Here is a 20,757-nt window from a genome sequence, read left to right as displayed (position 1 = left end):
ATAAAAGCCAAAAAACAGCAGGAACAGCCTGAATTGTCCATTCTTGACGATTTTCTCGCACTGCCTTGGCCCGCCGATATCGGCGACAGGGTGCTGCGATGCAGCATGTTCGCCGCCATCACGGGCGCAAGATCTGGGTCTGGACACAGATGCTCCCGCCACAGGACCGGCCGGCAACCGACGCTCGACGACCTTTTTGCTGCGCTGGCGCGGCTGCTGTTAGCGCGACAACAGTGGGAACAAGCGCAAGCTTCCCGCCTTCGAGTTACGCCTCCTTGCTGGCATTCGCGAGCGCCACTGCGCGACGCTCCGGGAGCCCCAATCCGACGAGCGCGCCGGCGAGCGAGAGCAGAGCGGAGACGTCGATTGCCGAGATGAAGCCATCGCTGAACGCGTCGGCGGATGCGAAGCTTCCGGTGCCGGCGAACACCGCACCGGCGATGGCGATCCCGGATACGCCGCCGAGGAAGCGGAATGTGTTGAACGTGCCGGCAGCCTTGCCGACCTCCGGCCGGGCGACCGCATTGAGAACCGCATTCTGCGCGGCAGGCATTGCCATCGACACGCCGGCACCGGTAATGATCAGCGGGGCGACTAGCTGAACGTAGGGCAGATCAGGTGCGGCGATCTGCGCCAGCCAGGCCATTCCAGCCGCTTGCAGGATCAGTCCGGCCACGACAAGCCAGCGCTCGCCGACGCGGTTGATCAGGCTGCCGGAGATCGGTGCGACCACGAAAAGCGTCGCGGTCCAAGGCAGCAATCCCATGCCGGCGCCGAACGGCTCACGGCTCTGGGCAAACTGCAGAAACTGCGGCAACAGGAACACGAGCCCGTACATGGCGGCGCAGAGCAGGAAGTTCGCCCCTACGCCCGAGGAGAATGCGCGCGCCTGAAAGAACCGCAAAGGCAGCATGGGCTCAAGGGTACGCAGCTGCCAAAGGACGAATGCGATGGCCAGAAGCAGCCCGGCCGTCAGCGCCGACAGCACTTCAGCGCTGCTCCAGCCCACAATGTTGCCGCGCATCAGACCCCAGACCACTCCAAATGCCGCCGCAGTTACCAGGACGACGCCGAGGACATCGATTGCCGTGCCCGGCCCGTAACTCTCCGGAATCCGACGCATCACCAGCGGGATGAGAACGATGCCGACCGGAACATTGAGCCAGAATATCCAGTGCCAGGAGAGGCCTTCGGAAATCGCACCGCCCGCCATCGGGCCGATGATCAGGGCCAGGCCGGTGATGCTGCTGAAGATACCCAGCGCCTTGCCTCGCTCCTCCGGGGGAAAAGCGACGCTCAGCAGCGCCATCGCCAGCGGCATGACCATTGCGGCACCTGCGCCCTGGACCGCACGCGCCGCAATCAGCAATCCGGCATTGCCAGCGAGCGCGCAGGCAACCGACGCTGCGACGAACAACGCCAATCCGGCAACGAGCGTACGGCGGCGGCCGAACCGGTCACCGAGCGCAGCCCCGGTCATGAGCAGGACGGCAAAACTCAAATTATAGGCGTTCATCGTCCATTGCAGCGTCTCCAGCGAGGCATCGAGCTCGACCCGCATCGTGCTCAATGCCGTCGCCACAACCATCGCATCGAGAACGACCATCAAGGAGCCTATCGACGTGAGGGCGAGAACCCAGACCTTCGTTGATCCCGCACTTTGCTTGCTCATGACTATGGCGCCTCCGGCTTGAACAGAGGGCCCGCCAGGTCGCGGGCCCACGATCCAGAGACGCGGAAGCACCACCAAAGGATTCCAGCCAAAGAAAGTTTTTTCGACCGAATCCTTTTGCCATCGTCGAGCGTCTATAGGACGCTGCGCCCGATGGCGGGCGCCTCTGCCTGGGAGATACGCATGAAATCGACCCTTGTGCGATGACCGGATCCGCAACCGGCACCCCAGAAGGACGGGAGCCATTTGACCGGCTGCTCGGCGAATTGCGGCCGAAACTGCACCGCTATTGTGCCCGCATGACCGGTTCGGTGATCGATGCCGAGGATGTCGTCCAGGAAGCTACGGTCAAGGCGCTCGAGGCGTTCCCCGGGACCGGGCCGATAGCCAATGTCGAGGGCTGGCTGTTTCGCATCGCGCACAATGCCGCGCTCGACCACCTACGCCGTCGTGCCAGGTTGGATGCCGCGCATGTCGTTGAGGATATCGATATGATCCCTGACCCCGGTATGTCGGCCGAGGGTCGACACACTGCAGCCGCAAGCCTGCAGACTTTCATGCGCCTGCCCGCGGCGCAGCGTAGCAGCGTCATCCTCATGGATGTGCTCGGCTATACGATCGAAGAGATCGGCAACATTATCGACAGCAGCGTTCCGGCGGTGAAAGCCGCACTGCATCGCGGCCGTTTGCGCCTGCGCCAGGTCGCCGGCGAGCCTCACGATCGGCCTGTGCCGGTGTTGGCCGAGGCCGAACGGGCGCGTCTGGCAGCCTATGTAGAGCGGTTCAACGCCCGCGACTTCGATGCGATCCGCGACATGCTGGCCGAGGACGTCCGGCTTGACCTCGTCAACCGGCTCCGGGCGAGTGGCCGCACGAAAGTGGGCCGGTACTTCCATAATTACGCGGGTATCCACGATTGGCGGCTGCTTCCAGGCCTGGTGGATCGGCAGCCAGCCATTCTGGTGATCGATCCGGACGACTCGGCCAGAGGGCTAAAATATTTCATCCTGCTGGAATGGGCCGGCGACAGACTGGCGAGAATTCGCGATTTCCGCTATGCGCGCTACACGCTTGATGGCGCCGAGGTGGTGCCTCTGCTTGCATAGCAATTCGCGTTTCATAATGCCGAACACTGCCAGCTATTTTTGGATCGCGGCCGCTTGCCATCCAAGCGGCCGCCCTTTTCCGCCGATCCTGCTTTAAGCCGGTTGCAACTCCCTGCGCGGCAGCGGCGGGAAGGCGATCGCAATCGCCATCGCGCCAAGCCCGACAAGGGCCGAGCCGATGAACAGCCAGGAATAGCTGGCATAGGCATCGAACACCATGCCGCCGGCGAGCGGGCCGAAAGCCATGCCGAGGCTGGACAGCATGGTTACGGCACCGAACACCGTGCCGAGGATGCGCTGGCCGAAATATTCCCGCGCCAGCACCGCATAGAGCGGCATGACGCCGCCATAGGTGGCGCCGAAGATGACGGCGAGCGTGTAGAATTGACCAAGCTCGCTGACCGCCAGATAGGCGGCGATGACCACGGCCTGTATGGCCAGCCCGGTGATCAGCACCGGCTTGACGCCCAACCGATCGGCAAGCACGCCGTAAAGCAGCCGGCCACCCAGCCCTGCCAGGCCCTCGATACTGTAGATGCTGACCGCCGCCATCGGCGCTATGCCGCACAGCATCGCATAGCTCACCATGTGGAAGATCGGCCCGGAATGCGCCGCGCAGCAGGCAAAGAAGGTCAGTCCCAACACGATGAATTGCGGCGAGCGCAGCGCCTGCGGAACCGTCATGCCGGCACCCTCGGCGGCAACGCTTGGGGTAGCGCTGTCGGCAGCGGGTTGGGGCGGCTGGCGCACCAGAAGCGCGGCCGGCAGTAGCAGCACCCACGCGGTTATGCCGATGTCGAACATCGCGGTGCGCCAGTCGTAGGCCGAAATCAGCCAGCGGGCGAACGGCGAGATGGTCATTGGCGCCACGCCCATGCCGGCCGAGACCAGCGAGACGGCGAGGCTGCGGTTCGTGTCGAACCAGGCGGAGGTCAGCGCGATCATCGGCGCGAAGAAGGCGCTTGCCGCGAGGCCGACGAGCACGCCGTAGGCCAACTGGAAAACGAGCAGCGAACCGGTGCGGCTGGCCAGGACCAGCGCCAGGCCGAGCAGCACGGCGCCGGTCATGACGACGATGCGGGCGCCGAAGCGGTCGTAAATGGCGCCCCAGGCGAAGCCGCCGAGACCCATTACCAGGAAGTTCAGCGTCATCGCACTCGATATGCCGGCGCGCGACCATTGTGTGTCGAGCGCCATCGGTTCGAGGAAGATCGCCAGCGAGAACATCGCCCCGAGGGCAACACAGGTCATCAGTGCGCCAGCCGCGACGATAACCCAACGATAGGGAAGGCTCATTTCACTTTTCTCCCATGTCGGAAGCGTTGATACGGCACGACCTTTTCGAGCTTCGCCGAGCCGCTTGCGTCCGAAGGACGTTGGAGATGTCTTGAATCCGACAATCCGGTTGCATTTTTTATCCAGTCGGCGCGATGGCGCCATTCCACGGCTTTCTGGATTGACCGCGCACCATTCGAAGCTAGATTTCCAATCGGCGATCAGGAGCTGTCAAGCATGGCAAATCAGGAACTTCATCGCGGCCGTCTCATCGACCACCTCCAGCTGGTGGTCAGGGATCTCAAGGCCAGCCGCCGTTTCTACGAGGCGGTTCTCAACGTGCTCGGCATCCCGATCGGTGGCGCCGGCAATGATTATTTCTGGGCCGACGAGCTGTTCATCTCCAGCCCCGACAGCCCGGCGGCCCTGGGAAAGCTGACCGGCCGCCACCACCTGGCCTTCCAGGCAAAGGACCGTGCGATGGTCGATGCCTTCTACAGGGCCGGGCTTGAGGCCGGCGGCACCGACAATGGTGCGCCGGGCGAACGATCCTACCATCCCGGCTATTACGCCGCCTTCCTGCTCGACCCCGACGGCAACAACATCGAGGCCGTCCACCACGGCCCGGCCAGCCGCAGCGCCGATTCAGTGAAGATCACCTTCTAGCTTCCGGTAAAGGTGGTTCGCACCGGCCGGCACGGTTGGTCTCTGCCAAACCTGGGTGCTTGCGTCAGACCGCGTCTGCCCTATCGCGTCAGTGCCGCCATTTGGCCCACCAGGAAATTGACGAACAGTCGCGCCCGGACCGGCAGCTGTCGCCCGTAGGCATGGACGATGTGCACCGGCATGGTTGGCATCGCCACCTCGGGCAGGATGCGGACCAGGCGACCCGTGTCGAGATCGTTCTGCACGGCAAACCGCATCAGATGCGCGATGCCGGCGCCGGCAAGTGCCGCATTGCGGATGGCGCCGCCGTCGTCGGTGTCTAACCGCCCATCCGGCACGATCATCGTACCGTCGGCAAACGTGACCGGATAAGGCCGGCCAGCCATCTGGTGGCGGACGAATTCATGGTCCCGTAAATCCTCGACCGATGCCGGACGGCCGCGCCGCTCGACATAGGCTGGTGAGGCCACCAGCATGATCGGCAGATTGGCGATCTTGCGCGCGACGAGCCCAGTGTCTGAGAGCGGCCCCATGCGCACCGCAACGTCATAGCCTTCGCGGATCAGGTCGGCGTGGCGGTCGGTGACGCTGAGCTCGACCTTCACTTCGCCATGCTGCGCAAGGAACGCTTGCGCCCATGCCGCGATCAGGCCGCGACCGAGTTCGACCGGCGCTGTAACGCGCAGCAGGCCGCGCGCCGTATCGGCCATCTGGACGATGTCTTCGGCATCGTCCAGCGCCCTTAGCAGTGGCGCCACGCGCTCGTAGTAGGCGAGGCCTTCGCTGGTGAGCCCGAGCCGACGCGTCGAGCGCTGGATCAGCCTGACGCCGAGCCGGCGCTCGAGCCGCGCCACGCTTTTCGACACCGCCGACGGGCTGGAGCCGACCAGCCGGCTGGCGGCATGGAACGAGCCGGCATCGACCGTGCGGACGAAGGCGACGAGACCGGCGGTCTTTTCGAGGATGGTGGTCATTCCGGAATTCCAGGCACGAAAGAACGGATTGTGGGCACCATAATACGCGTTTCGATCATGATTAAATACCGCTCATCGTCAACAAAGGAGAGATTTGATGAGCAAGCTGAACGGCAAGGTCGCCATCGTCACCGGCGCCTCCAAGGGTATCGGCGCCGCCATCGCCAAGAGTCTTGCCACGGCCGGCGCCGCAGTGGTCGTCAACTACGCCTCGTCACGGGAAGGCGCCGACCGCGTCGTCGCCGAGATCGAGGACCGTGGCGGCCGCGCCGTCGCCGTCCAGGGCGACGTGTCGCAAGCGGCTGATGTGCGCCGCCTGTTCGAGGCGGCGAAATTGGAGTTTGGCGGGCTCGACATACTGGTCAACAATGCCGGAGTCTTCGCATTCGAGCCGCTGGAAGCGATTACCGAGGCCGAGTTTCACCGCGAGTTCGACACCAATGTGTTGGGCATCATTCTGACCACGCAAGCAGCAGTGAACCATTTTGGCGCGGGCGGCGGCAGCATCATCAACATAAGCTCGGTCGCCAGCCGCAATCCGCAGCCGAACTCGCTCGTCTACGCCGCGACCAAAGGTGCGGTGGACACGATCACGCTGTCGATGTCGCGGGAGCTCGGCGCACGCAACATCCGCGTCAACGCCATCGCGCCCGGCGGCATCGATACCGAGGGCCTCGCGCGCATCGGCATCATCGGCAGCGAATTCGAGAAGCAGATTATAGCCATGACGCCGCTCGGTCGCTTCGGCCTGCCCGACGACGTCGCCCGCGTCGCGGTGTTCCTCGCCTCCGACGAAGCGTCCTGGCTGACCGGCGAGCGCATCACCGCCTCCGGTGGCTGGCGATAGGCATGGAGGGCGCGAACCTGCCGGCTCGCGGACCGTGCTACCCGCGGCGCGACGCACTGCAATCGATGACGAGAGCGATCTAAGCCCTATGTAGCAGCGAGGGAGGAGCGCCGTGCGCCATCGATGACGGCGAGATGCCAGGGAGGTAACGGATGACGGGCGACGAAAAAGCAATCCGAAAGCTGGTCGAGACGTGGATGGATGCGAGCAAGCGTGGAGACATCGCGACCGTCCTCAGCTTGATGACGGACGATGCGATCTTCATGGTTCCCGGCCGGGAACCCTTCGACAAGGAGATCTTCGCGGCAGCCGCGCTGGAGACGGCCGGCGTTCATATCGACGGCACGAGCGATATCGTGGAACTACAGCTTCTCGGCAATTGGGCTTTCATCCGCAGCCGCATCAATATGACCGCGACCCCGCCGAATGGCGAGCCGGTCCATCGATCGGGATATGCGCTGACGCTCCTGCGCAAGGAGGCGGATGGTGAGTGGCGGCTCGCGCGCGACGCAAACCTGCTGACCCAGCAAAGCTAGAGCCGGTCTCCGGCATCGCTGCACCCGAAGGCGCGCCAGGGGGAGCGATTAGATGGCGAAGATGCGATGCAGGTCGCCCTGAACAGCGTTCCCCTCCTCTACCCGATCACACCGGCAAAAGGGCGTTCGGCTTGACATCGGCGATGGAGGCGAAGGTGTGCGTTTCGCGCACGCCGGGCAGCGGCAGGATGACCCGCTGCAGGAAATCCTGGAACACCGCCATATCGGCGATCCGCGCCTTGACCAGATAATCGAAACCGCCAACCACCATATGGCACTCCAGAACCTCCGGAGCTTTCGCCACGGCTTCGGCAAAGCGGTCAAAGACGTGCGGCGCCGTGTGGTCAAGCCGGACCTCGATGAACACCAGCGTTCCCCGGCCGATCTTGCGCGGATCGAGCACGGCCCTGACCGCGGTGATAAAGCCGTCGCGGAACAGGCGTTTCACCCGCTGGCTGGTTCCGGTCGGCGACAACCCGACGCGCCCGGCAAGATCAAGCGTCGTCCGACGGCCGTCTTCCTGGAGCAGCCTGAGCAGGCTGCGGTCTATCTGGTCGAGATCCTCCATTCCACAATCCACGCTATCTCAGAGATTTTTGTGCTTATTTCACGCAGAGATGCCAAAAACAACGTATTTCATCACATAAAACGTCGCAATAACCTGCGCTTCCCTCTCTCACCTAAGCAAACGCGGTGAGCCGATTTCGACGACCACAGGAGTGCAGGATGACCAAACAAGCGTTCAGCCCAGCCGGCAGGAGTGCGGCGGAAATCAGCAAGGGAACGACCGAGATCCTGGTGCTGAGCGAAGCCGACGTGATGGCATGCATCGACCTCAGCCAGCTTCTCGATGTTCTGGAAGACGGCTTCAAGGCGCTGTCACAAGGCAAGGTCGTCAATCCACCCCGACCACAACTCGACATCCCCGGGGCCGGCTACAGCCTCGCCATGCCGGCCTGGATGGAGGGCATGAACCTGACCGTCAAGATCGTCAATGTCTTCGAAGGCAACCTGGCAATCGGCCTGCCCAGCCACCTCGCCACCATCAGCCTGTTCGATCCGCTGTCCGGCCTGCCGGTCTGCATCATGGACGGCACCTTCATAACCGCGGTGCGAACCTCCGGCTCCGCCGTGCTGTCGGTGCGCGCGCTTGCGCGCCGGGATGCCAGGATAGCGACAGTGGTCGGCGCCGGCGTGCAGGCCAACCAGCACCTGCATCTGTTGCCGCTGGTGCGCGATTTTGCCGAAATCCGTGTCGCTTCGAAGAGCTTCGACGATGCGGCAGCACTTGCCCGGCTGCATCCGTCGGTGGTGGCGGTCGCCGACCTCGAGACGGCAGTGCGCAGTTCCGACGTGGTGTGCCTGGCGACCCACTCCTACCAGCCGGTGATCGACGCAGGCTGGGTCCAGCCGGGCACGCATGTCTCCTCGGTCGGGGTGGCGCCGCCCGGCGGTGAAATGCCGATCGAGCTCATCGGCAGATCCAGTCTTTTTGTCGAAACCAAGGATGCATTCAAACCGACCCCGGTCGGATCTTGCGAGCTTGCCGGCTTCGACCCGGATTTCGGCACCGAGCTTGGCGCCATGCTGCTCGACCGCGCGCCGGGCCGCGTTTCGGATCAACAGATCACCACCTACAAGGCGATGGGCATTGCGATGGAAGACATGGTCGCCGCCGACCTCGTCTATCGTTGCGCCCGGCGTCTGCGCAAGGGAAAGCTCATCGTGCTGTAGGCGCGTACCGCGCGCCATGCGGGATCGACGGTGCTGACAATGGCGCTTTCGCGCAAGCGGCCGGGCTAAAGGCCGGCCCCTCAGGCCGGCTCGCGCTTCAGCGCCTGCGCCATGCAGTGAATGCCGCCGCCGGTCTTCGAGATCTCGCTCATGTCGATGGCCGCCACCTCGAAGCCGCGCGCCTTGAGCTGACCGATCAGCGTCTGGCTCGAGGTCGGCGCGATTACCCGATCCTTGCCCAGCGACATGAAGTTGCAGCCGAGCGCCATGGTATCCTGGAACGGCACGTCGATGATTTCGTGGCCCTTGCCCTTCAGCCAATCGACGATGCCCGGCTCCGTGCAGGCGAGGCAGACGGCGGTCAGTTTTTCAGCGATCGGCACCACCATCAGGTCGATATGGACATAATATTCGTCGATGAAGGCGATGCGGGTCTCCCAGCCATCCTTGTCGAACCAGGCCTGCACTTGGCGCGCGCCCTCCTCCTGCGTGCGGGCGCCACCGCAGCCGATCAGCACGACGCCGTCCTCGATGACGTTGAAGTCGCCGCCCTCGAACGTGCCCGCGGTGACCATGTCGTAGATCGGGATGCCGAGCTTCTCATAGGTGCGGATCGCCGCGTAGTTCTCGCCGCGCCGCCACCACTGGGCCATGGCGGTGATGATGGCGCCATACGGCGTCATGACGCTGGAATCGCGCGAGTAGACCTGCATCGGCAGTTCCGGCGTCGGCTCGTGCCAGTGGATGTTGACACCGAAATGCTCATAGGCGGCGACCAGATCCTTGTGCTGCGCTTGCGCGATCTGGACGTTGCATGGCGCTTCGCGCAGATGCTTGCGCGACAGCGAGCTGGTCGAGAGATGGCGCAGGAAATTCGGCGAGCCGAGCAGCACGTCGGTCAGAACATCGGTTTCGTTGGCGAAACCCCAGGCGGTCAGCGGCTTGGTGCCGCCGGCCGGGTTGCGGCGCTGCAGCGAAAACGGCTCGGTGACGATGCGGTCATGGACGGTCATGGGGTTTCTCCTCGTGAAGGGCGGCTTGGTTGATCATGCGGCTTGGTTGCTTGGTATCCACCAATCCCGCCCGCGCGGGGTGGTGATGTATTCCGGCCAGCGAAATCCAATCGGCGGATCGTAGTCGCAGAGCGGCGCGATCCAGTTCGAGCCGCCGATGCCGCCGCCGGTGCGGGTGACGAATTCATCCATCGCCGCGTCGCGCGCAGCCTCGTCTTCCAACAGGCGAAGTGCTGCCAGCGCGACCGTCTTTGCGGCGCAGATGACCATCGGGTCGATGGTGGCAGAAATGCCGCCCAGCGCATTCATCGCCCAGGACGGAAACGCGTGGCCGTTCTCGGATCGCAGCGCCGGCCGGGCGACGTAGAATCGTGCCGTCGGTGTATGCCACGACATGTCGGTGTAATCGTCGGAGGTGGAATTGAGCTGCCAAGGCGGCAGGTCGTGGCGCAGTAGCGTCTCGGCCGCCTGTGGTGCAATCAGCCGCTCCAGTTCGTCGATGAATGGTTCCTCGGTCGCCTCGCCCCCGGCATTGACCTGGATTTCGCGGGCGATCGCCTTGGCCGTCTCGTCCCAGCACGGCGGCCCGACCGCCGCCAGCGCGTCGAAGGCAATGCCGGCCATTGCGTGGTTGGCAAGCCCCGGCCGCGACTTCGACACCCAGTGCCGCTCATAGCGGCAGCCGCTCATCCTGGCTGCGGCTTCCGCATTGCGGTCGAGCATGGCGGTGACCTGCTCCGCCATGGCAAGCGTCGGCACGCGGATCATGTACTGGATCTCAGCCAGCCCGGCCGGCAGATTGTCGGCGGTCGCCTGGCCCGCCGTCAGGATCGCCTCGCTGATCGACCAGCCGCCCTGGTGCGGCAGCATGGAATCGCGCAGCGCCTTGGACGCCATATACATCATCATGAGCGCGTCGTTGGCGCCGGGCGCCCTGACTGCCGAATGCGCCTGCGGGATGGGTGCTGCATCGCTTGCGCGAACCCAATTTTCGGGTTCGTCGCACACAAAGCGGTAGATCATCGCATAGGCCGCACCGCAATGCGTGTCCCAGCGCGCCGTGTTGCACAGCGGCAGCATGTAAAAAGGATGGAAGGAGATCATGCCCGCCAGCCCATCGTAATAGCCCTTCGCGGCATGGATCGGCTTCGATCCCCTCACCTTCTCCGCCGGCTCGCCGGTGAAGCGCAGCGTGCCTGATATGCCGTGGCGCTGCATCGCAGCCTTGGTCGCCAGCAGCCCGCCGAGGCTGGCAATGCCGAGGCCGGAATGCGGATCGGTGTGGCCGCCGGCCTGTTCGCCCAGCCCCGGGCGCGGTCGCTTCACCGTCGCCGCATCCTGGCAATTGCCAGGTACCGCGTCGTACTCGGCATACATGCCGATCGTCGGGCCGGTCCCGTTGGTCCAGTGGGCGCAGAAGGCGGTCGGCATGCCGCCCGATCCTTCCTCGACCGAAAACCCTTCGTGCTTCAACTGCTCCACATACCAGGCCGCCGACTGGTATTCGCGCCAGGCGGTCTCGCCGAAATCGAAGATGGTCCGCGTCCACGCCGACAGCGACGGCTGGATGTCGTCCAGACAGGCAAGCGCGGTCGCTTGCGCCGAGGTCACCGGTTTCTCCATGGCGGAAAGAAAGCAGTGAAGCGCCCCGCCAAAAAGTGATATGTTTTCCCGGCTCATGCAAATTCGGTTCACCTCTTGAGAATTCCCTCGACGCAGGCGCTGCGCGCCCTCGACAGTTTTGCCCGCCACGGCAGCGTCTGGCGCGCCGCTGACGAACTGCATCTGACCCGCAGTGCCGTCAGTCATCAGTTGCGCCTGCTCGAACGCGATCTCGGCTTCGATCTGCTCGAACGCATCGGCAAGGGCGTGGCGCTGACGCCACGCGGCCAACGCTATGCCAGCGACGTGCGCAAGGCGCTGACGGTGCTGGGCGACGCGGTGACACGCCATGCCGGCACCGGCATCGGCGGCTCATTCAGTGTCAGTTGTACGCCGGGTTTCGCCTCCCTGTTCCTGTGCACCCATATCGGCGAGTTCCGGCAGATGTACCCCGATGTCGCGCTGCGCATCCTGACGCCGCGCCGTCTCGACGACGTGAGCAATGCCGAGGCCGATGCCTTCATCGCCTTCGGCGTCGGCAATTGGCCGAACCGCGCGGTCGAGCTGTTGTGCGGGATCTCCTTTACGCCGCTGTGCAGCCCGACGCTGCTCAACAAGATCGGCGGCTTCTCCAAGCCGGCCGACGTGCTGCGCGCCAATCTCCTGCATCTCGGCGATACCGAGGACTGGGCGCGCTGGCTGGCGCTGTCCAAGGTCGAGAACCCCGACCCGGAAGGCGGCATCTTCTTTTCCGACATGAACCTGGTCTTTTCGGCGGCGATCGCCGGCCAGGGCATCGCCATGGGCGACGAGCTGACCAGCGGCCGGGCACTGAGCGAAGGCCGGCTGGTCCGCCCCTTCGACATAGCGATCAATTCACCGCGCTCGTATTTTCTGGTTTCCGAGCACGCCAAGGCGGCGCATCCGGTGCTGGAGGCGTTTGGGCGGTGGCTGAGATCGAAGCTGTCGGAGAACCAGCGTTAATCTCCCCCCTCGAGGGGGAGATGGCCGCGAAGCGGCCAGAGGGGGTCGGTCCAACTGGGCTCGGCCTGCTGCTGCAGAGGAGGTTGGCACTTCAAGCGAAGCGACCCCCTCTGTCGCCTTCGGCGACATTTCCCCCTCGAGGGGGGAGATTGGCGCATAGATGAATCAAATTTGCCGATCAGGCGAAAACTATTCGGTTGCGGTGAGCCGCCGCCCTGCCTACGATTTCGCCTACGCTAAGGAAAGGGCAGGATGCAGCAACCCGGCCGGGCCGCAGAGATCAAGGCAATCGGGATCGGCAAGAGCTTCGGCTCGTTCCGTGCGCTGGACGATCTGACGCTCGATATCGGCCGTGGCGAATTCCTCACCTTGCTCGGCCCCTCCGGTTCCGGCAAGACCACCTTCCTGATGATCCTTGCCGGCTTCATTCAGCCGACCGACGGTCGCCTTTACAGCGACGGCGTCGACATCACCGAGCGGCCGGCCGAGCAGCGTGCCGCCGGCATGGTGTTCCAGGGCTATGCGCTGTTCCCGCATATGAGCGTCGAGGCCAACATCGCCTTCCCGCTCAAGGTGCGCAAGAAACCGGCGGCCGAGATCAAACGCCGCGTCGGCGAAATGATCGAGCGCGTCGGGCTCAAGGGCCACGAGAAGAAACTGCCGTCGCAATTGTCCGGCGGCCAGCAGCAACGCGTGGCGCTGGCGCGGGCGCTGGTGTTCGAGCCGGGCGTACTTTTGCTCGATGAGCCGTTTTCGGCACTCGACAAGGGCCTGCGCGGCCAGATGCAGGCCGAGATGAAGCGGTTGCACCAGGAGACTGGCACCACCTTCGTCTTCGTCACCCATGACCAGAGCGAGGCGTTGGCGTTGTCATCTCGCGTCGCCATCTTCAACCATGGCAAATTGCTGCAGGTCGGCGCGCCGGACGAGGTCTACGACCGGCCGGACAACCGCTTCGTCGCCGAGTTCCTGGGCGAGATCAACATGCTGCCGCTGAAGGGCGTGCGCCCGGCCGACAATGGCTCGACGGGCCTCTGCGAAGACCGCGCGATCAGCATGCGCTGCAGGGCCGAGAAGGTCCGTGGCGATGCCATCCTGGCGATCCGGCCGGAATACATGTCGATCGCCCGCGAAGCCGCGGCAGGCGAGAACGGCATTGCCGCGACTGCCGTCGCCTCGACCTATCTCGGCGCTGCGACGCGGCTCGATCTGACGACGCGGCAAGGCGCCAAGGTGACGGTCTCGGTGCCGAACGAGGTCGCCGCCTCTGCCCTCAGCAAGGGCAATTCCGTCTGGCTGACCTGGCCCGCGGAGAAAGGCTTCCTCCTTCCGGATGGAGAGCAATGACGATCGGCGTGGCGAATTCGCCAAGCTGACATTCAGGAAATACCAACGACAAAAGGGGAACTGACATGACAAACCAAACCAAGAAAAATTCCATCGAGGCGCTATCCGCCAGGGCAGTGCGCGGCGAGATCTCGCGCCGGCAGTTCACGCAGCTGGCCGCATTGGTGCTGGCCGGCACGCCGATGCTGCTGCGCTCGACCGGCGCCGTTGCCGCGGCGAAGGAACTGGTGCTGGTCAACTGGGGCGGCGACGCCATCACCGCCTACGATGCGGCTTATGGCCAGGCCTTCACCAAGGAGACCGGCATCACCGTCAAGATGGACGGCTCCGGCCCGACCGAAGGCGCGATCGCGGCGCAGTTCAAGAGCGGCGCGCCGACCTGGGATCTGGTCGACGTCGATCCGTTCTCGGCCATCACGCTCGGCGCCCAAGGCATGCTGGAGCCGATCGACTATGCGGTCGTCGACAAGAAGAAGATGCGGCCGGGATTCGGCTGGGAGTACGCTGCCTCGACCTATTTCTTCTCCTACGTCATCGCCTACGATGCCGAGAAATACGGCAGCCAGGCACCGACCGGCATGGCCGACTTCTTTGACGTGGCAAAATTCCCCGGCAAGCGCTCGCTCTACAAATGGGGCGTGTCGAGCTGGGAAGCGGCACTGCTCGCCGACGGCATCGCGCCGGCCTCGCTCTACCCGCTCGACCTCAAGCGCGCGCATGACAAGATCGCCGCCTTCAAGGAAAACGTCGTCGCCTATTGGGGTGGCGGCGCCGAAAGCCAGAGCGTGCTGCTCAATGGCGAGGCCTCGATGGCGATCGTCTGGTCGACGCGGGCTTCGCTCATCGAGCAGGATTCCGGCGGCAAGATCAAGTTCATCTGGGACCAGGGCCTGATCTCGCCCGGCGCGCTCGCCGTGCTCAAGGGCAATCCCGGCGGCAAGGACGCGGCGATGAAGTTCATCGCCAGCACCCAGGACCCGGAGAAGGAACTCATCATGTTCGACAAGCTCGGCCAGGGTCCGGCCAACCCGGCCACCGATGCGCTGATCCCCGCCGACAAGAGGCGTATCAATCCGGTCGATCCCGAGAACATGAAGAAGCAGATTCCGCTCGACATGGATTGGTACGCCAAGAACTACGGGGCGGCACTCGACGAATACACGAAGATCATCTCCGCCTGACAAGCCGGGATAACCGGATGAGAGCATACCTCTCCGACAGGATGGGCGCGGCGCTGTTGATGGCGCCGCTGCTCCTCTTTCTTGTGCTGGCTTACGCCTGGCCATTCCTTGGCGTGGTTAAATGGAGCTTCACCCTGCCCACGCCGGGGCTGGGGCAGTACAATGCGCTGCTCACGGATCAGTTGGTGCAGTCGGTCTTCATCCGCACGCTGCGTATCGCCGCGATCGTGACGATCGTTTCGGTTGCCGCCGCCTACGCCATCACCGTTGTCTGGGTACGCGGCACGCCGGTGCAGCGCGTCGTGGCCGAGTTCTGCATCCTGGTGCCGTTCTGGATCTCGGTGCTGACGCGCGCCTTCGGCTGGGTGGCGCTTTTGTCCAATCGCGGCCTGATCAACACCTGGCTGCAGGCGGTCGGCTTCATCTCGGAGCCGCTGGCGCTGGTGCGCAACGAGTTCGGCGTTATCGTCGGCATGACGCATTTCCTCATCCCCTTCGCGGTGTTTCCACTGGCCTCTTCGATGCGAAGCCTCGACGACCGTGTGCTGCTGGCGGCGCGCGGCCTCGGCTCCAGCCGCATGCGCACCTTCTGGTCGGTATTCGTGCCGATGACCCGCTCCGGCATCATCGGCTCGGCGCTGATCGTCTTCGTCTTTTCGCTCGGCTTCTTCGTCACGCCGGCGATTCTCGGCGGCGGCCGCAGCGTGATGATCGCCGAGCTGATCTATCTCCGCATCTTCCAGAGCCCAGACTGGGGCCTGGGCGCGGCGATCAGCGTGGTGCTGGTGTTATTCGTCGGCGCGCTGATGGCGCTGCTTTTCCGCTATATCAGGCCGAAGCAGTTGGTGTAGCGCGATGCCGACCTACCGCCCCGGTCCCGTCTCGCTGATCCTCGCCGCCCTGGTCGCGCTATTCCTGCTGTTGCCGCTGCTCGCCGTCATCCCGGTATCGCTGACGCCGAGCCGCATGCTGGCGATGCCGTCGGGCGAACTGTCGCTGCGCCATTACCAGGCGCTGATCGAGGATCCGCGCTGGATCAATTCGATCCTGCTCTCGATCAGGATCGGCATAGTCAGCAGCGCCTTTTCCACGGTGCTGGCACTGTGCTTCAGCCTCGGCGTCTGGATGTTCCAGCCGCGCTTCACCGCCGCTCTCGTCGGCTTCGTGCTGCTGCCAATGGTGGTGCCGCCGGTGGTCTCGGCAATCACGCTCTATTTCCTGCTGACCTCGATCTCGGGGTTCTCGTCGTTCTTCGGCTATGACACCTGGCTGGGTGTCGCCATGGCGCATGCGGTGATGACGGTGCCCTTCGCCACGGTGCTGATCCTGGTGTCGCTTAGCCAGCTCGACCGCCGCATCGACCTCGCAGCCCGCGGCCTCGGCGCGACCGTGTGGGAGCGCGCCACCCGCATCATCATGCCCAACATCAAGTTCGGCATCGTCACCGCAGCACTGCTGTCCTTCGTGCTGTCCTGGGAAGAGATCGGCGTCACCCTGTTCATCACCTCGGTCAACGCCATCACGCTGCCGCGGCTAATGTGGATGGGCCTGCGCGACAACATCGACCCGGCGATCGCAGCGCTCTCGGTGATCCTGATCGTCATCACCGTGCTGGTGCTTGTGGCGCGAAGCGTCGTGGTCAGGCTGCGCGCGGCGCAGTAGACGCCGCCTCACGCCGTGGTGACTGGCGCGAATGAAACCTTGGGCTACGATTTTCGTTATAGATGGTTCAACAGGTCGAAGGCCCCGCCATGAACCAAGGATGGTTTGCCAAGCCGGTTGCGGTTGCGGTCGGCATCGTGGGAGATATCCGCAACATTTCCAACGCACGGCAGGCTGTCGCGTTGCTGGAAGCCCACTGGCGTGACACCGGCAGCGCCAAACACGGGGTGGCACTGCGCACATGCCGCCGCGCCATGAGCGACGACCGCTGGACCGAAGCCGCCAGGAACGCATTCGTCGAGGCCGCGCGGGAGGCGCATGTCCTGGTCGAGCGCGCCGTCGAACCGGAGAACCGGTCCAGGCAGGCAGGACCGTGATCGATTTTTGAGAGCTCGGTGGTTCGGCGGATTTATTGCATCTCAGGCAGCATGCAACCTTGGAACGGCGCTGACGTCGACCTCGCGCTCCGCATGCCAGGCATCATAGGCAGCCTGCATCCTGAGCCAGATCGCGGCGCCGTCGCCGAACATCTTTCCAAGACGGGCAGCGACAGCCGGCGACACCGGCTTCTTTTCGCGGATGATGTCATAAAGCTGCTGGCGCGAGATTCCGAGCAGATTGGCGATTTCCACCTTGGTCTTTCCGGTTGCCGGGATAATGTCGTCGAGCAGCGCCCCAGGGTGGGATGGGCAGCGCTCCATCGGACGCATCGGCTCATACACGCTCATAATCGATTCTCCAATCTAAGCCGTCTCAATGGTACTGTTCGAAATCGACGCGGGCAGCATCATTGGCGTCGAATTCGAATGTGATGCACCACGGCCCGTTGACATGCACCGTGTAGCGGGTCGGGTTAAAGCCCTCCAAAGCGTGGAAGTCGAAGCCGGGCAGGTCCATGTCATCAGGCCTTTCCGAGACTTCCAAGCGGTCAAGACGGACAAGGATGCGCTTATGCATCTTGGCGTCTATCTTTCCGGTCTTTCCGGTTTGAAAGAGGTCCGCCAGCGCCTTGTGCTTGAACGACTTGATCATGCAACATGTAAGCATATTGCTGACGCGGGTCAAGCAGGTGTAAGCAAATGATTTACAGAATGGTCCAGCCAATCGGAGGCAATAGCTACGCCCGCTGGATGCTGAGCCGGGCCAGCCGAATACCTGGCGGACCTATGTCACGGCATTATCCGCTATCCCATGGCGTGGCGAATAGTCTTGGACAGGCGGCTCAAAAATGCCGGCCTCGACGATGCGTCGAGCTTCCACGACAGCACTGCCGTCGCCATTTTCCGCGGCAACAGCCCGACCGACAGGAACCAGGCGGCAAGGATGGCGCGCCGCCGCAAGGATGCGGTCATTTCGAGGCTGGCGACGGCGCCGGCCGCCCCGAGCGCCAGCCGGGAATCATCGGCCACGGGGTGTCGGCCGCTGTCGGCGCAGAGCGACGCCAGCCGCTCTTCCAGGTGGACCGGATCGTGGCGGACAGCATCCGACGGCACGATGGTCAGGCCGATCCCCGAGGCCTGGTCCGACAGCGCCTGCATGCGGCGGAAATCGTGGGTTACCCGCCAGCGTGCCCGCTCGGCGAGCTTTTCACCGAAGACTGAATGGTTGGCGCCGTGGATCCGGTAGGCGCCGAGGCATTCGTCGATCGATTGGACATGCCCGTACATCGGCGCCAGCGTTGCCAGATAGCCGTCGGCGCCCTGGCGGAATTCCGGCTCCGGTATCGGCATGATCGATTCGAGCGTTGCGCGGTCAAAGGCCAGCCCGCTGGTCACTGTCGTCTGATAGCGGCCCTTGTGCAGGAGTTTCGGCATGACGTCACCGCTGTCGAAAGGCAATTCGGGCGGCGGAAAGACATCCTTGATGCGTTGCCCCTCGTCGACGATATGCAGTCTGGACTGGACCTGAGCGGTTGCCTCGTCCCAGGTTTCGACAATGGTGGAGACGGCGGTTGGATAAAGATAATCGTCGGCGTCGAGGAACAGGACGATCTTGCCCGAGCTCGCCGCGAAGCCGGTGTTGAACGCCGCCGCGTGTCCGCCATTTTGCGCCCGCGGGCATGCGAGGATCTCGTCGCGATAGGATTCCATGATTGTCGTGGAATTGTCCTGCGATGCATCGTCGACGACGACGACTTCGACATCCGCGTAGTCCTGCTCGAGGGCGCTGTCGATGCTGCGTTTGAGGAACCGCGCATAGTTGTAGTTCGGGATGATGATGGATACCGGAATGACAGGCTGCATCGCGTTTGACCTCGCATCTTGCTTTGGTTCGGCAAAGGCCCTCATGGGCCTGCCCCTCTTCAAGTGCCCCTCTTCAGGCGCGACGAGTTCCCCTCAGAAAAGCTTGCGCTTTCCACCAGGAGACGGGTCACGTTTCGCTTGCGACTTCGCAGTGAGGCCGCCATTGCCTTCGAGGGCTGCCGCCATAGTCAGAACGCGGTCGGCAGCAAAAGCTCCGACGGTTCGGCAAGGATGATGTTGCAAACCGAGCCCGACGGAAATGTCTCGCCTCGCGATCAGGTCGGGAGCGAAGCGGACGGTGCCATGAAGGCACGGCGGATACTGGCCTGCAAATGCGGCTGGAACAAGCCCCGCATCGAAAATAGCGCCACTTCAGGTTGCGTTTCAGGCGGCATGCCGCGACCGCCGCCGCTGTTGCCCCGAAGCCGGCGAACCGCCTCCGGGGCCTTGTGGTCATGTGGCCTAGACGGTCAGGCGGCCTGCAAACCCGGCAGCGACAGGTCGACTTCCTCCGGCAAGTCGCCGGCCATGGCGGCGGCAAACTTCGTCTGGTCGAGTTCTCCCTCCCAGCGTGCCACCACCACTGTCGCCACCGCATTGCCGATGAAGTTGGTCAGCGCCCGGCATTCCGACATGAAGCGGTCGACGCCGAGGATCAGCGCCATGCCGGCGACCGGCACGGTGGGGACGACCGAAAGCGTCGCCGCCAGGGTGATGAAGCCGGCGCCGGTGATGCCGGCGGCCCCCTTGGAGCTCAGCATGGCGACGGCGAGCAGCAGGATCTGGTCGCCGTAGGTGAGCGGCGTGTCGGTCGCCTGCGCGATGAACAGCGCCGCCAGCGTCATATAGATGTTGGTGCCGTCCAGATTGAAGGAATAGCCGGTCGGGATGACCAGGCCGACCACCGAGCGGTTGCAGCCGGCGCGCTCCATCTTGGCCATGAGGCCCGGCAATGCCGCTTCCGAGGACGAGGTGCCAAGCACCAGCAGCAGCTCTTCCTTGATGTAGCGGATCAGCGCCAGGATCGAGAAGCCGTTGTAGCGGGCAACCGCGCCGAGCACCACCAGCACGAACAGCAGCGCGGTCAAGTAGAACGTGCCGATCAGCATGGCGAGATTGGCGATCGAGGCGATGCCGTATTTGCCGATCGTGAAGGCCATGGCGCCAAACGCGCCGATCGGTGCGGCCTTCATCAGGATGGCGACGAGGCGGAAGATCGGCGTGGTCAGCGCCTGCAGGAAATCGACAACCGGACGGCCGCGATCGCCGACCAACGCCAGGGCGACGCCGAACAGCACCGAGAAGAACAGCACCTGCAAAATGTCGCCCTGCGCGAAGGCGCCGGTGATGGTGTCAGGGATGATGTTCATCAGGAACCCGACGATGGTTGTGTCGTGCGCCTTCTCGGCATACGCCGCCACCTTGGCGGTATCGAGCGTCGCTGGATTGATGTGCATGCCGGCGCCGGGCTGGACGACATTGGAGACGACCAGGCCGACGACCAGCGCCAGCGTCGAGAACACCAGGAAATAGATCATCGCCTTGCCGGCGACGCGGCCGACCTTCTGCAGGTCGGAAACACCGGCGATGCCGGTCGCCACGGTCAGGAAGATCACCGGCGCGATCACCATCTTCACCAGCTTGATGAAGGCGTCGCCGAACGGCTTCATCGCCTCGCCGGTTTCGGGATAGAAATGGCCGAGCAGCACGCCGGCGGCGATCGCCGCGAGCACCTGCACATAAAGATGCCGGTATAAGGGAAGTTTGCCGCGCGGCTCGGCGGCAGCGATTGCTGTCTGCATGACGTCCTCCATGGCGCCCCGATCGAAAGCTCGACTCCCCGGGGCAGTTGTTTTGAGACCAGCAGCCTCGCGACTGCTGAATTCGTGTTTGCAACAGCCGTGCCAGATACGCA

Annotated in this window: 21 protein-coding genes; 11 read left to right on the top strand and 10 right to left on the bottom strand. The window is 63.9% G+C overall.

Annotation, left to right across the window (positions count from 1 at the left end):
• Positions 1-265: 265 nt before the first annotated feature.
• On the bottom strand, positions 266-1,672 hold the full coding sequence (locus tag NKJ73_RS09350) for a DHA2 family efflux MFS transporter permease subunit (RefSeq protein WP_352569126.1): 1,407 nt from the start codon (positions 1,670-1,672) through the stop codon (positions 266-268).
• Between the two features lie 203 nt (positions 1,673-1,875).
• Between NKJ73_RS09350 and NKJ73_RS09345 the strand changes: the two genes are divergently transcribed.
• On the top strand, positions 1,876-2,778 hold the full coding sequence (locus NKJ73_RS09345; protein ID WP_352569125.1) for a sigma-70 family RNA polymerase sigma factor: 903 nt from the start codon (positions 1,876-1,878) through the stop codon (positions 2,776-2,778).
• A 93-nt stretch (positions 2,779-2,871) separates the two neighbouring features.
• Here NKJ73_RS09345 and NKJ73_RS09340 read toward each other — a convergent pair whose 3' ends face one another.
• A complete protein-coding gene (locus tag NKJ73_RS09340; RefSeq protein WP_352569124.1) occupies positions 2,872-4,074 on the bottom strand; it encodes an MFS transporter in 1,203 nt (400 codons plus the stop codon).
• A 216-nt stretch (positions 4,075-4,290) separates the two neighbouring features.
• On the opposite strand from NKJ73_RS09340, the gene NKJ73_RS09335 reads away from it, so the two are divergent.
• Positions 4,291-4,719: a VOC family protein gene (locus tag NKJ73_RS09335; RefSeq protein ID WP_023677279.1), complete on the top strand. Its 429-nt coding sequence runs from the start codon at positions 4,291-4,293 to the stop codon at positions 4,717-4,719.
• 80 nt (positions 4,720-4,799) lie between these two features.
• On the opposite strand, the gene NKJ73_RS09330 is transcribed toward NKJ73_RS09335, so the two are convergent.
• Positions 4,800-5,693: a LysR family transcriptional regulator gene (locus NKJ73_RS09330; RefSeq protein ID WP_352569123.1), complete on the bottom strand. Its 894-nt coding sequence runs from the start codon at positions 5,691-5,693 to the stop codon at positions 4,800-4,802.
• A 97-nt stretch (positions 5,694-5,790) separates the two neighbouring features.
• Between NKJ73_RS09330 and NKJ73_RS09325 the strand changes: the two genes are divergently transcribed.
• Together NKJ73_RS09325 and NKJ73_RS09320 are read left to right on the top strand one after the other, a co-directional pair.
• The gene (locus tag NKJ73_RS09325; RefSeq protein ID WP_352569121.1) at positions 5,791-6,540 is read left to right on the top strand and encodes an SDR family NAD(P)-dependent oxidoreductase; all 750 of its coding nucleotides are present in this window, start codon (positions 5,791-5,793) and stop codon (positions 6,538-6,540) included.
• A 152-nt stretch (positions 6,541-6,692) separates the two neighbouring features.
• On the top strand, positions 6,693-7,076 hold the full coding sequence (locus NKJ73_RS09320; protein ID WP_352569120.1) for a YybH family protein: 384 nt from the start codon (positions 6,693-6,695) through the stop codon (positions 7,074-7,076).
• 106 nt (positions 7,077-7,182) lie between these two features.
• On the opposite strand, the gene NKJ73_RS09315 is transcribed toward NKJ73_RS09320, so the two are convergent.
• Complete coding sequence (locus NKJ73_RS09315) at positions 7,183-7,644, bottom strand: Lrp/AsnC family transcriptional regulator (protein WP_352569119.1); 462 nt, start codon at positions 7,642-7,644, stop codon at positions 7,183-7,185.
• 158 nt (positions 7,645-7,802) lie between these two features.
• Here NKJ73_RS09315 and NKJ73_RS09310 point away from each other — a divergent pair, with 158 nt between their 5' ends.
• Entirely contained in the window at positions 7,803-8,810 is a 1,008-nt protein-coding gene (locus NKJ73_RS09310) for an ornithine cyclodeaminase family protein (protein WP_352569118.1), read from the top strand.
• 80 nt (positions 8,811-8,890) lie between these two features.
• On the opposite strand, the gene NKJ73_RS09305 is transcribed toward NKJ73_RS09310, so the two are convergent.
• Entirely contained in the window at positions 8,891-9,823 is a 933-nt protein-coding gene (locus NKJ73_RS09305; protein ID WP_352455436.1) for a dimethylarginine dimethylaminohydrolase family protein, read from the bottom strand.
• A gap of 33 nt (positions 9,824-9,856) precedes the next feature.
• Positions 9,857-11,446 (bottom strand): zinc-binding metallopeptidase family protein, encoded by a 1,590-nt coding sequence (locus NKJ73_RS09300; protein ID WP_352569198.1) that lies wholly within the window; start codon positions 11,444-11,446, stop codon positions 9,857-9,859.
• Positions 11,447-11,521: 75 nt separating this feature from the next.
• On the opposite strand from NKJ73_RS09300, the gene NKJ73_RS09295 reads away from it, so the two are divergent.
• The 6 genes from NKJ73_RS09295 (at position 11,522) to NKJ73_RS09270 (ending at position 16,976) form a co-directional block, all read left to right on the top strand.
• A complete protein-coding gene (locus NKJ73_RS09295; RefSeq protein WP_023677271.1) occupies positions 11,522-12,409 on the top strand; it encodes a LysR substrate-binding domain-containing protein in 888 nt (295 codons plus the stop codon).
• 252 nt (positions 12,410-12,661) lie between these two features.
• Positions 12,662-13,756 (top strand): ABC transporter ATP-binding protein, encoded by a 1,095-nt coding sequence (locus NKJ73_RS09290; protein ID WP_352455434.1) that lies wholly within the window; start codon positions 12,662-12,664, stop codon positions 13,754-13,756.
• A 65-nt stretch (positions 13,757-13,821) separates the two neighbouring features.
• A complete protein-coding gene (locus tag NKJ73_RS09285) occupies positions 13,822-14,937 on the top strand; it encodes an ABC transporter substrate-binding protein (RefSeq protein ID WP_352569116.1) in 1,116 nt (371 codons plus the stop codon).
• A gap of 17 nt (positions 14,938-14,954) precedes the next feature.
• Positions 14,955-15,788 (top strand): ABC transporter permease, encoded by an 834-nt coding sequence (locus tag NKJ73_RS09280; protein WP_031194462.1) that lies wholly within the window; start codon positions 14,955-14,957, stop codon positions 15,786-15,788.
• 4 nt (positions 15,789-15,792) lie between these two features.
• Positions 15,793-16,599, top strand: a complete 807-nt coding sequence (locus NKJ73_RS09275) for an ABC transporter permease (protein ID WP_352569115.1) — start codon at positions 15,793-15,795, stop codon at positions 16,597-16,599.
• A gap of 89 nt (positions 16,600-16,688) precedes the next feature.
• On the top strand, positions 16,689-16,976 hold the full coding sequence (locus NKJ73_RS09270; protein WP_031211945.1) for a DUF982 domain-containing protein: 288 nt from the start codon (positions 16,689-16,691) through the stop codon (positions 16,974-16,976).
• Between the two features lie 42 nt (positions 16,977-17,018).
• Here NKJ73_RS09270 and NKJ73_RS09265 read toward each other — a convergent pair whose 3' ends face one another.
• The 4 genes from NKJ73_RS09265 to NKJ73_RS09250 form a co-directional block, all read right to left on the bottom strand.
• Positions 17,019-17,327 carry a HigA family addiction module antitoxin gene (locus NKJ73_RS09265; protein WP_023677265.1) on the bottom strand — a complete coding sequence of 103 codons (309 nt, stop codon included), beginning with the start codon at positions 17,325-17,327 and terminating at the stop codon, positions 17,019-17,021.
• Positions 17,328-17,352: 25 nt separating this feature from the next.
• Complete coding sequence (locus tag NKJ73_RS09260; protein ID WP_023677264.1) at positions 17,353-17,631, bottom strand: type II toxin-antitoxin system RelE/ParE family toxin; 279 nt, start codon at positions 17,629-17,631, stop codon at positions 17,353-17,355.
• Between the two features lie 152 nt (positions 17,632-17,783).
• Positions 17,784-18,842, bottom strand: a complete 1,059-nt coding sequence (locus NKJ73_RS09255; protein WP_023677263.1) for a glycosyltransferase family 2 protein — start codon at positions 18,840-18,842, stop codon at positions 17,784-17,786.
• A gap of 470 nt (positions 18,843-19,312) precedes the next feature.
• Entirely contained in the window at positions 19,313-20,644 is a 1,332-nt protein-coding gene (locus NKJ73_RS09250) for a dicarboxylate/amino acid:cation symporter (RefSeq protein WP_352569114.1), read from the bottom strand.
• Positions 20,645-20,757: the final 113 nt, after the last annotated feature.

This window comes from Mesorhizobium sp. M0074, from assembly GCF_040322975.1.
Lineage (GTDB): Bacteria > Pseudomonadota > Alphaproteobacteria > Rhizobiales > Rhizobiaceae > Mesorhizobium.
This window is presented reverse-complemented; position numbering and strand designations above follow the sequence as displayed.

What these genes read in the sequence shown, in the direction of transcription:
- NKJ73_RS09270 (WP_031211945.1), top strand. Translation starts at nt 16,689, where the DNA reads ATGAACCAAGGATGGTTTGCCAAGCCGGTTGCGGTTGCGGTCGGCATC.
- NKJ73_RS09250 (WP_352569114.1), bottom strand. Translation starts at nt 20,644, where the DNA reads ATGCAGACAGCAATCGCTGCCGCCGAGCCGCGCGGCAAACTTCCCTTA.
- NKJ73_RS09315 (WP_352569119.1), bottom strand. Translation starts at nt 7,644, where the DNA reads ATGGAGGATCTCGACCAGATAGACCGCAGCCTGCTCAGGCTGCTCCAG.
- NKJ73_RS09275 (WP_352569115.1), top strand. Translation starts at nt 15,793, where the DNA reads ATGCCGACCTACCGCCCCGGTCCCGTCTCGCTGATCCTCGCCGCCCTG.
- NKJ73_RS09265 (WP_023677265.1), bottom strand. Translation starts at nt 17,327, where the DNA reads ATGAGCGTGTATGAGCCGATGCGTCCGATGGAGCGCTGCCCATCCCAC.
- NKJ73_RS09320 (WP_352569120.1), top strand. Translation starts at nt 6,693, where the DNA reads ATGACGGGCGACGAAAAAGCAATCCGAAAGCTGGTCGAGACGTGGATG.
- NKJ73_RS09260 (WP_023677264.1), bottom strand. Translation starts at nt 17,631, where the DNA reads ATGATCAAGTCGTTCAAGCACAAGGCGCTGGCGGACCTCTTTCAAACC.
- NKJ73_RS09300 (WP_352569198.1), bottom strand. Translation starts at nt 11,446, where the DNA reads ATGGAGAAACCGGTGACCTCGGCGCAAGCGACCGCGCTTGCCTGTCTG.
- NKJ73_RS09255 (WP_023677263.1), bottom strand. Translation starts at nt 18,842, where the DNA reads ATGCAGCCTGTCATTCCGGTATCCATCATCATCCCGAACTACAACTAT.
- NKJ73_RS09350 (WP_352569126.1), bottom strand. Translation starts at nt 1,672, where the DNA reads ATGAGCAAGCAAAGTGCGGGATCAACGAAGGTCTGGGTTCTCGCCCTC.
- NKJ73_RS09340 (WP_352569124.1), bottom strand. Translation starts at nt 4,074, where the DNA reads ATGAGCCTTCCCTATCGTTGGGTTATCGTCGCGGCTGGCGCACTGATG.
- NKJ73_RS09330 (WP_352569123.1), bottom strand. Translation starts at nt 5,693, where the DNA reads ATGACCACCATCCTCGAAAAGACCGCCGGTCTCGTCGCCTTCGTCCGC.
- NKJ73_RS09345 (WP_352569125.1), top strand. Translation starts at nt 1,876, where the DNA reads ATGACCGGATCCGCAACCGGCACCCCAGAAGGACGGGAGCCATTTGAC.
- NKJ73_RS09290 (WP_352455434.1), top strand. Translation starts at nt 12,662, where the DNA reads ATGCAGCAACCCGGCCGGGCCGCAGAGATCAAGGCAATCGGGATCGGC.
- NKJ73_RS09325 (WP_352569121.1), top strand. Translation starts at nt 5,791, where the DNA reads ATGAGCAAGCTGAACGGCAAGGTCGCCATCGTCACCGGCGCCTCCAAG.
- NKJ73_RS09285 (WP_352569116.1), top strand. Translation starts at nt 13,822, where the DNA reads ATGACAAACCAAACCAAGAAAAATTCCATCGAGGCGCTATCCGCCAGG.
- NKJ73_RS09305 (WP_352455436.1), bottom strand. Translation starts at nt 9,823, where the DNA reads ATGACCGTCCATGACCGCATCGTCACCGAGCCGTTTTCGCTGCAGCGC.
- NKJ73_RS09335 (WP_023677279.1), top strand. Translation starts at nt 4,291, where the DNA reads ATGGCAAATCAGGAACTTCATCGCGGCCGTCTCATCGACCACCTCCAG.
- NKJ73_RS09310 (WP_352569118.1), top strand. Translation starts at nt 7,803, where the DNA reads ATGACCAAACAAGCGTTCAGCCCAGCCGGCAGGAGTGCGGCGGAAATC.
- NKJ73_RS09280 (WP_031194462.1), top strand. Translation starts at nt 14,955, where the DNA reads ATGAGAGCATACCTCTCCGACAGGATGGGCGCGGCGCTGTTGATGGCG.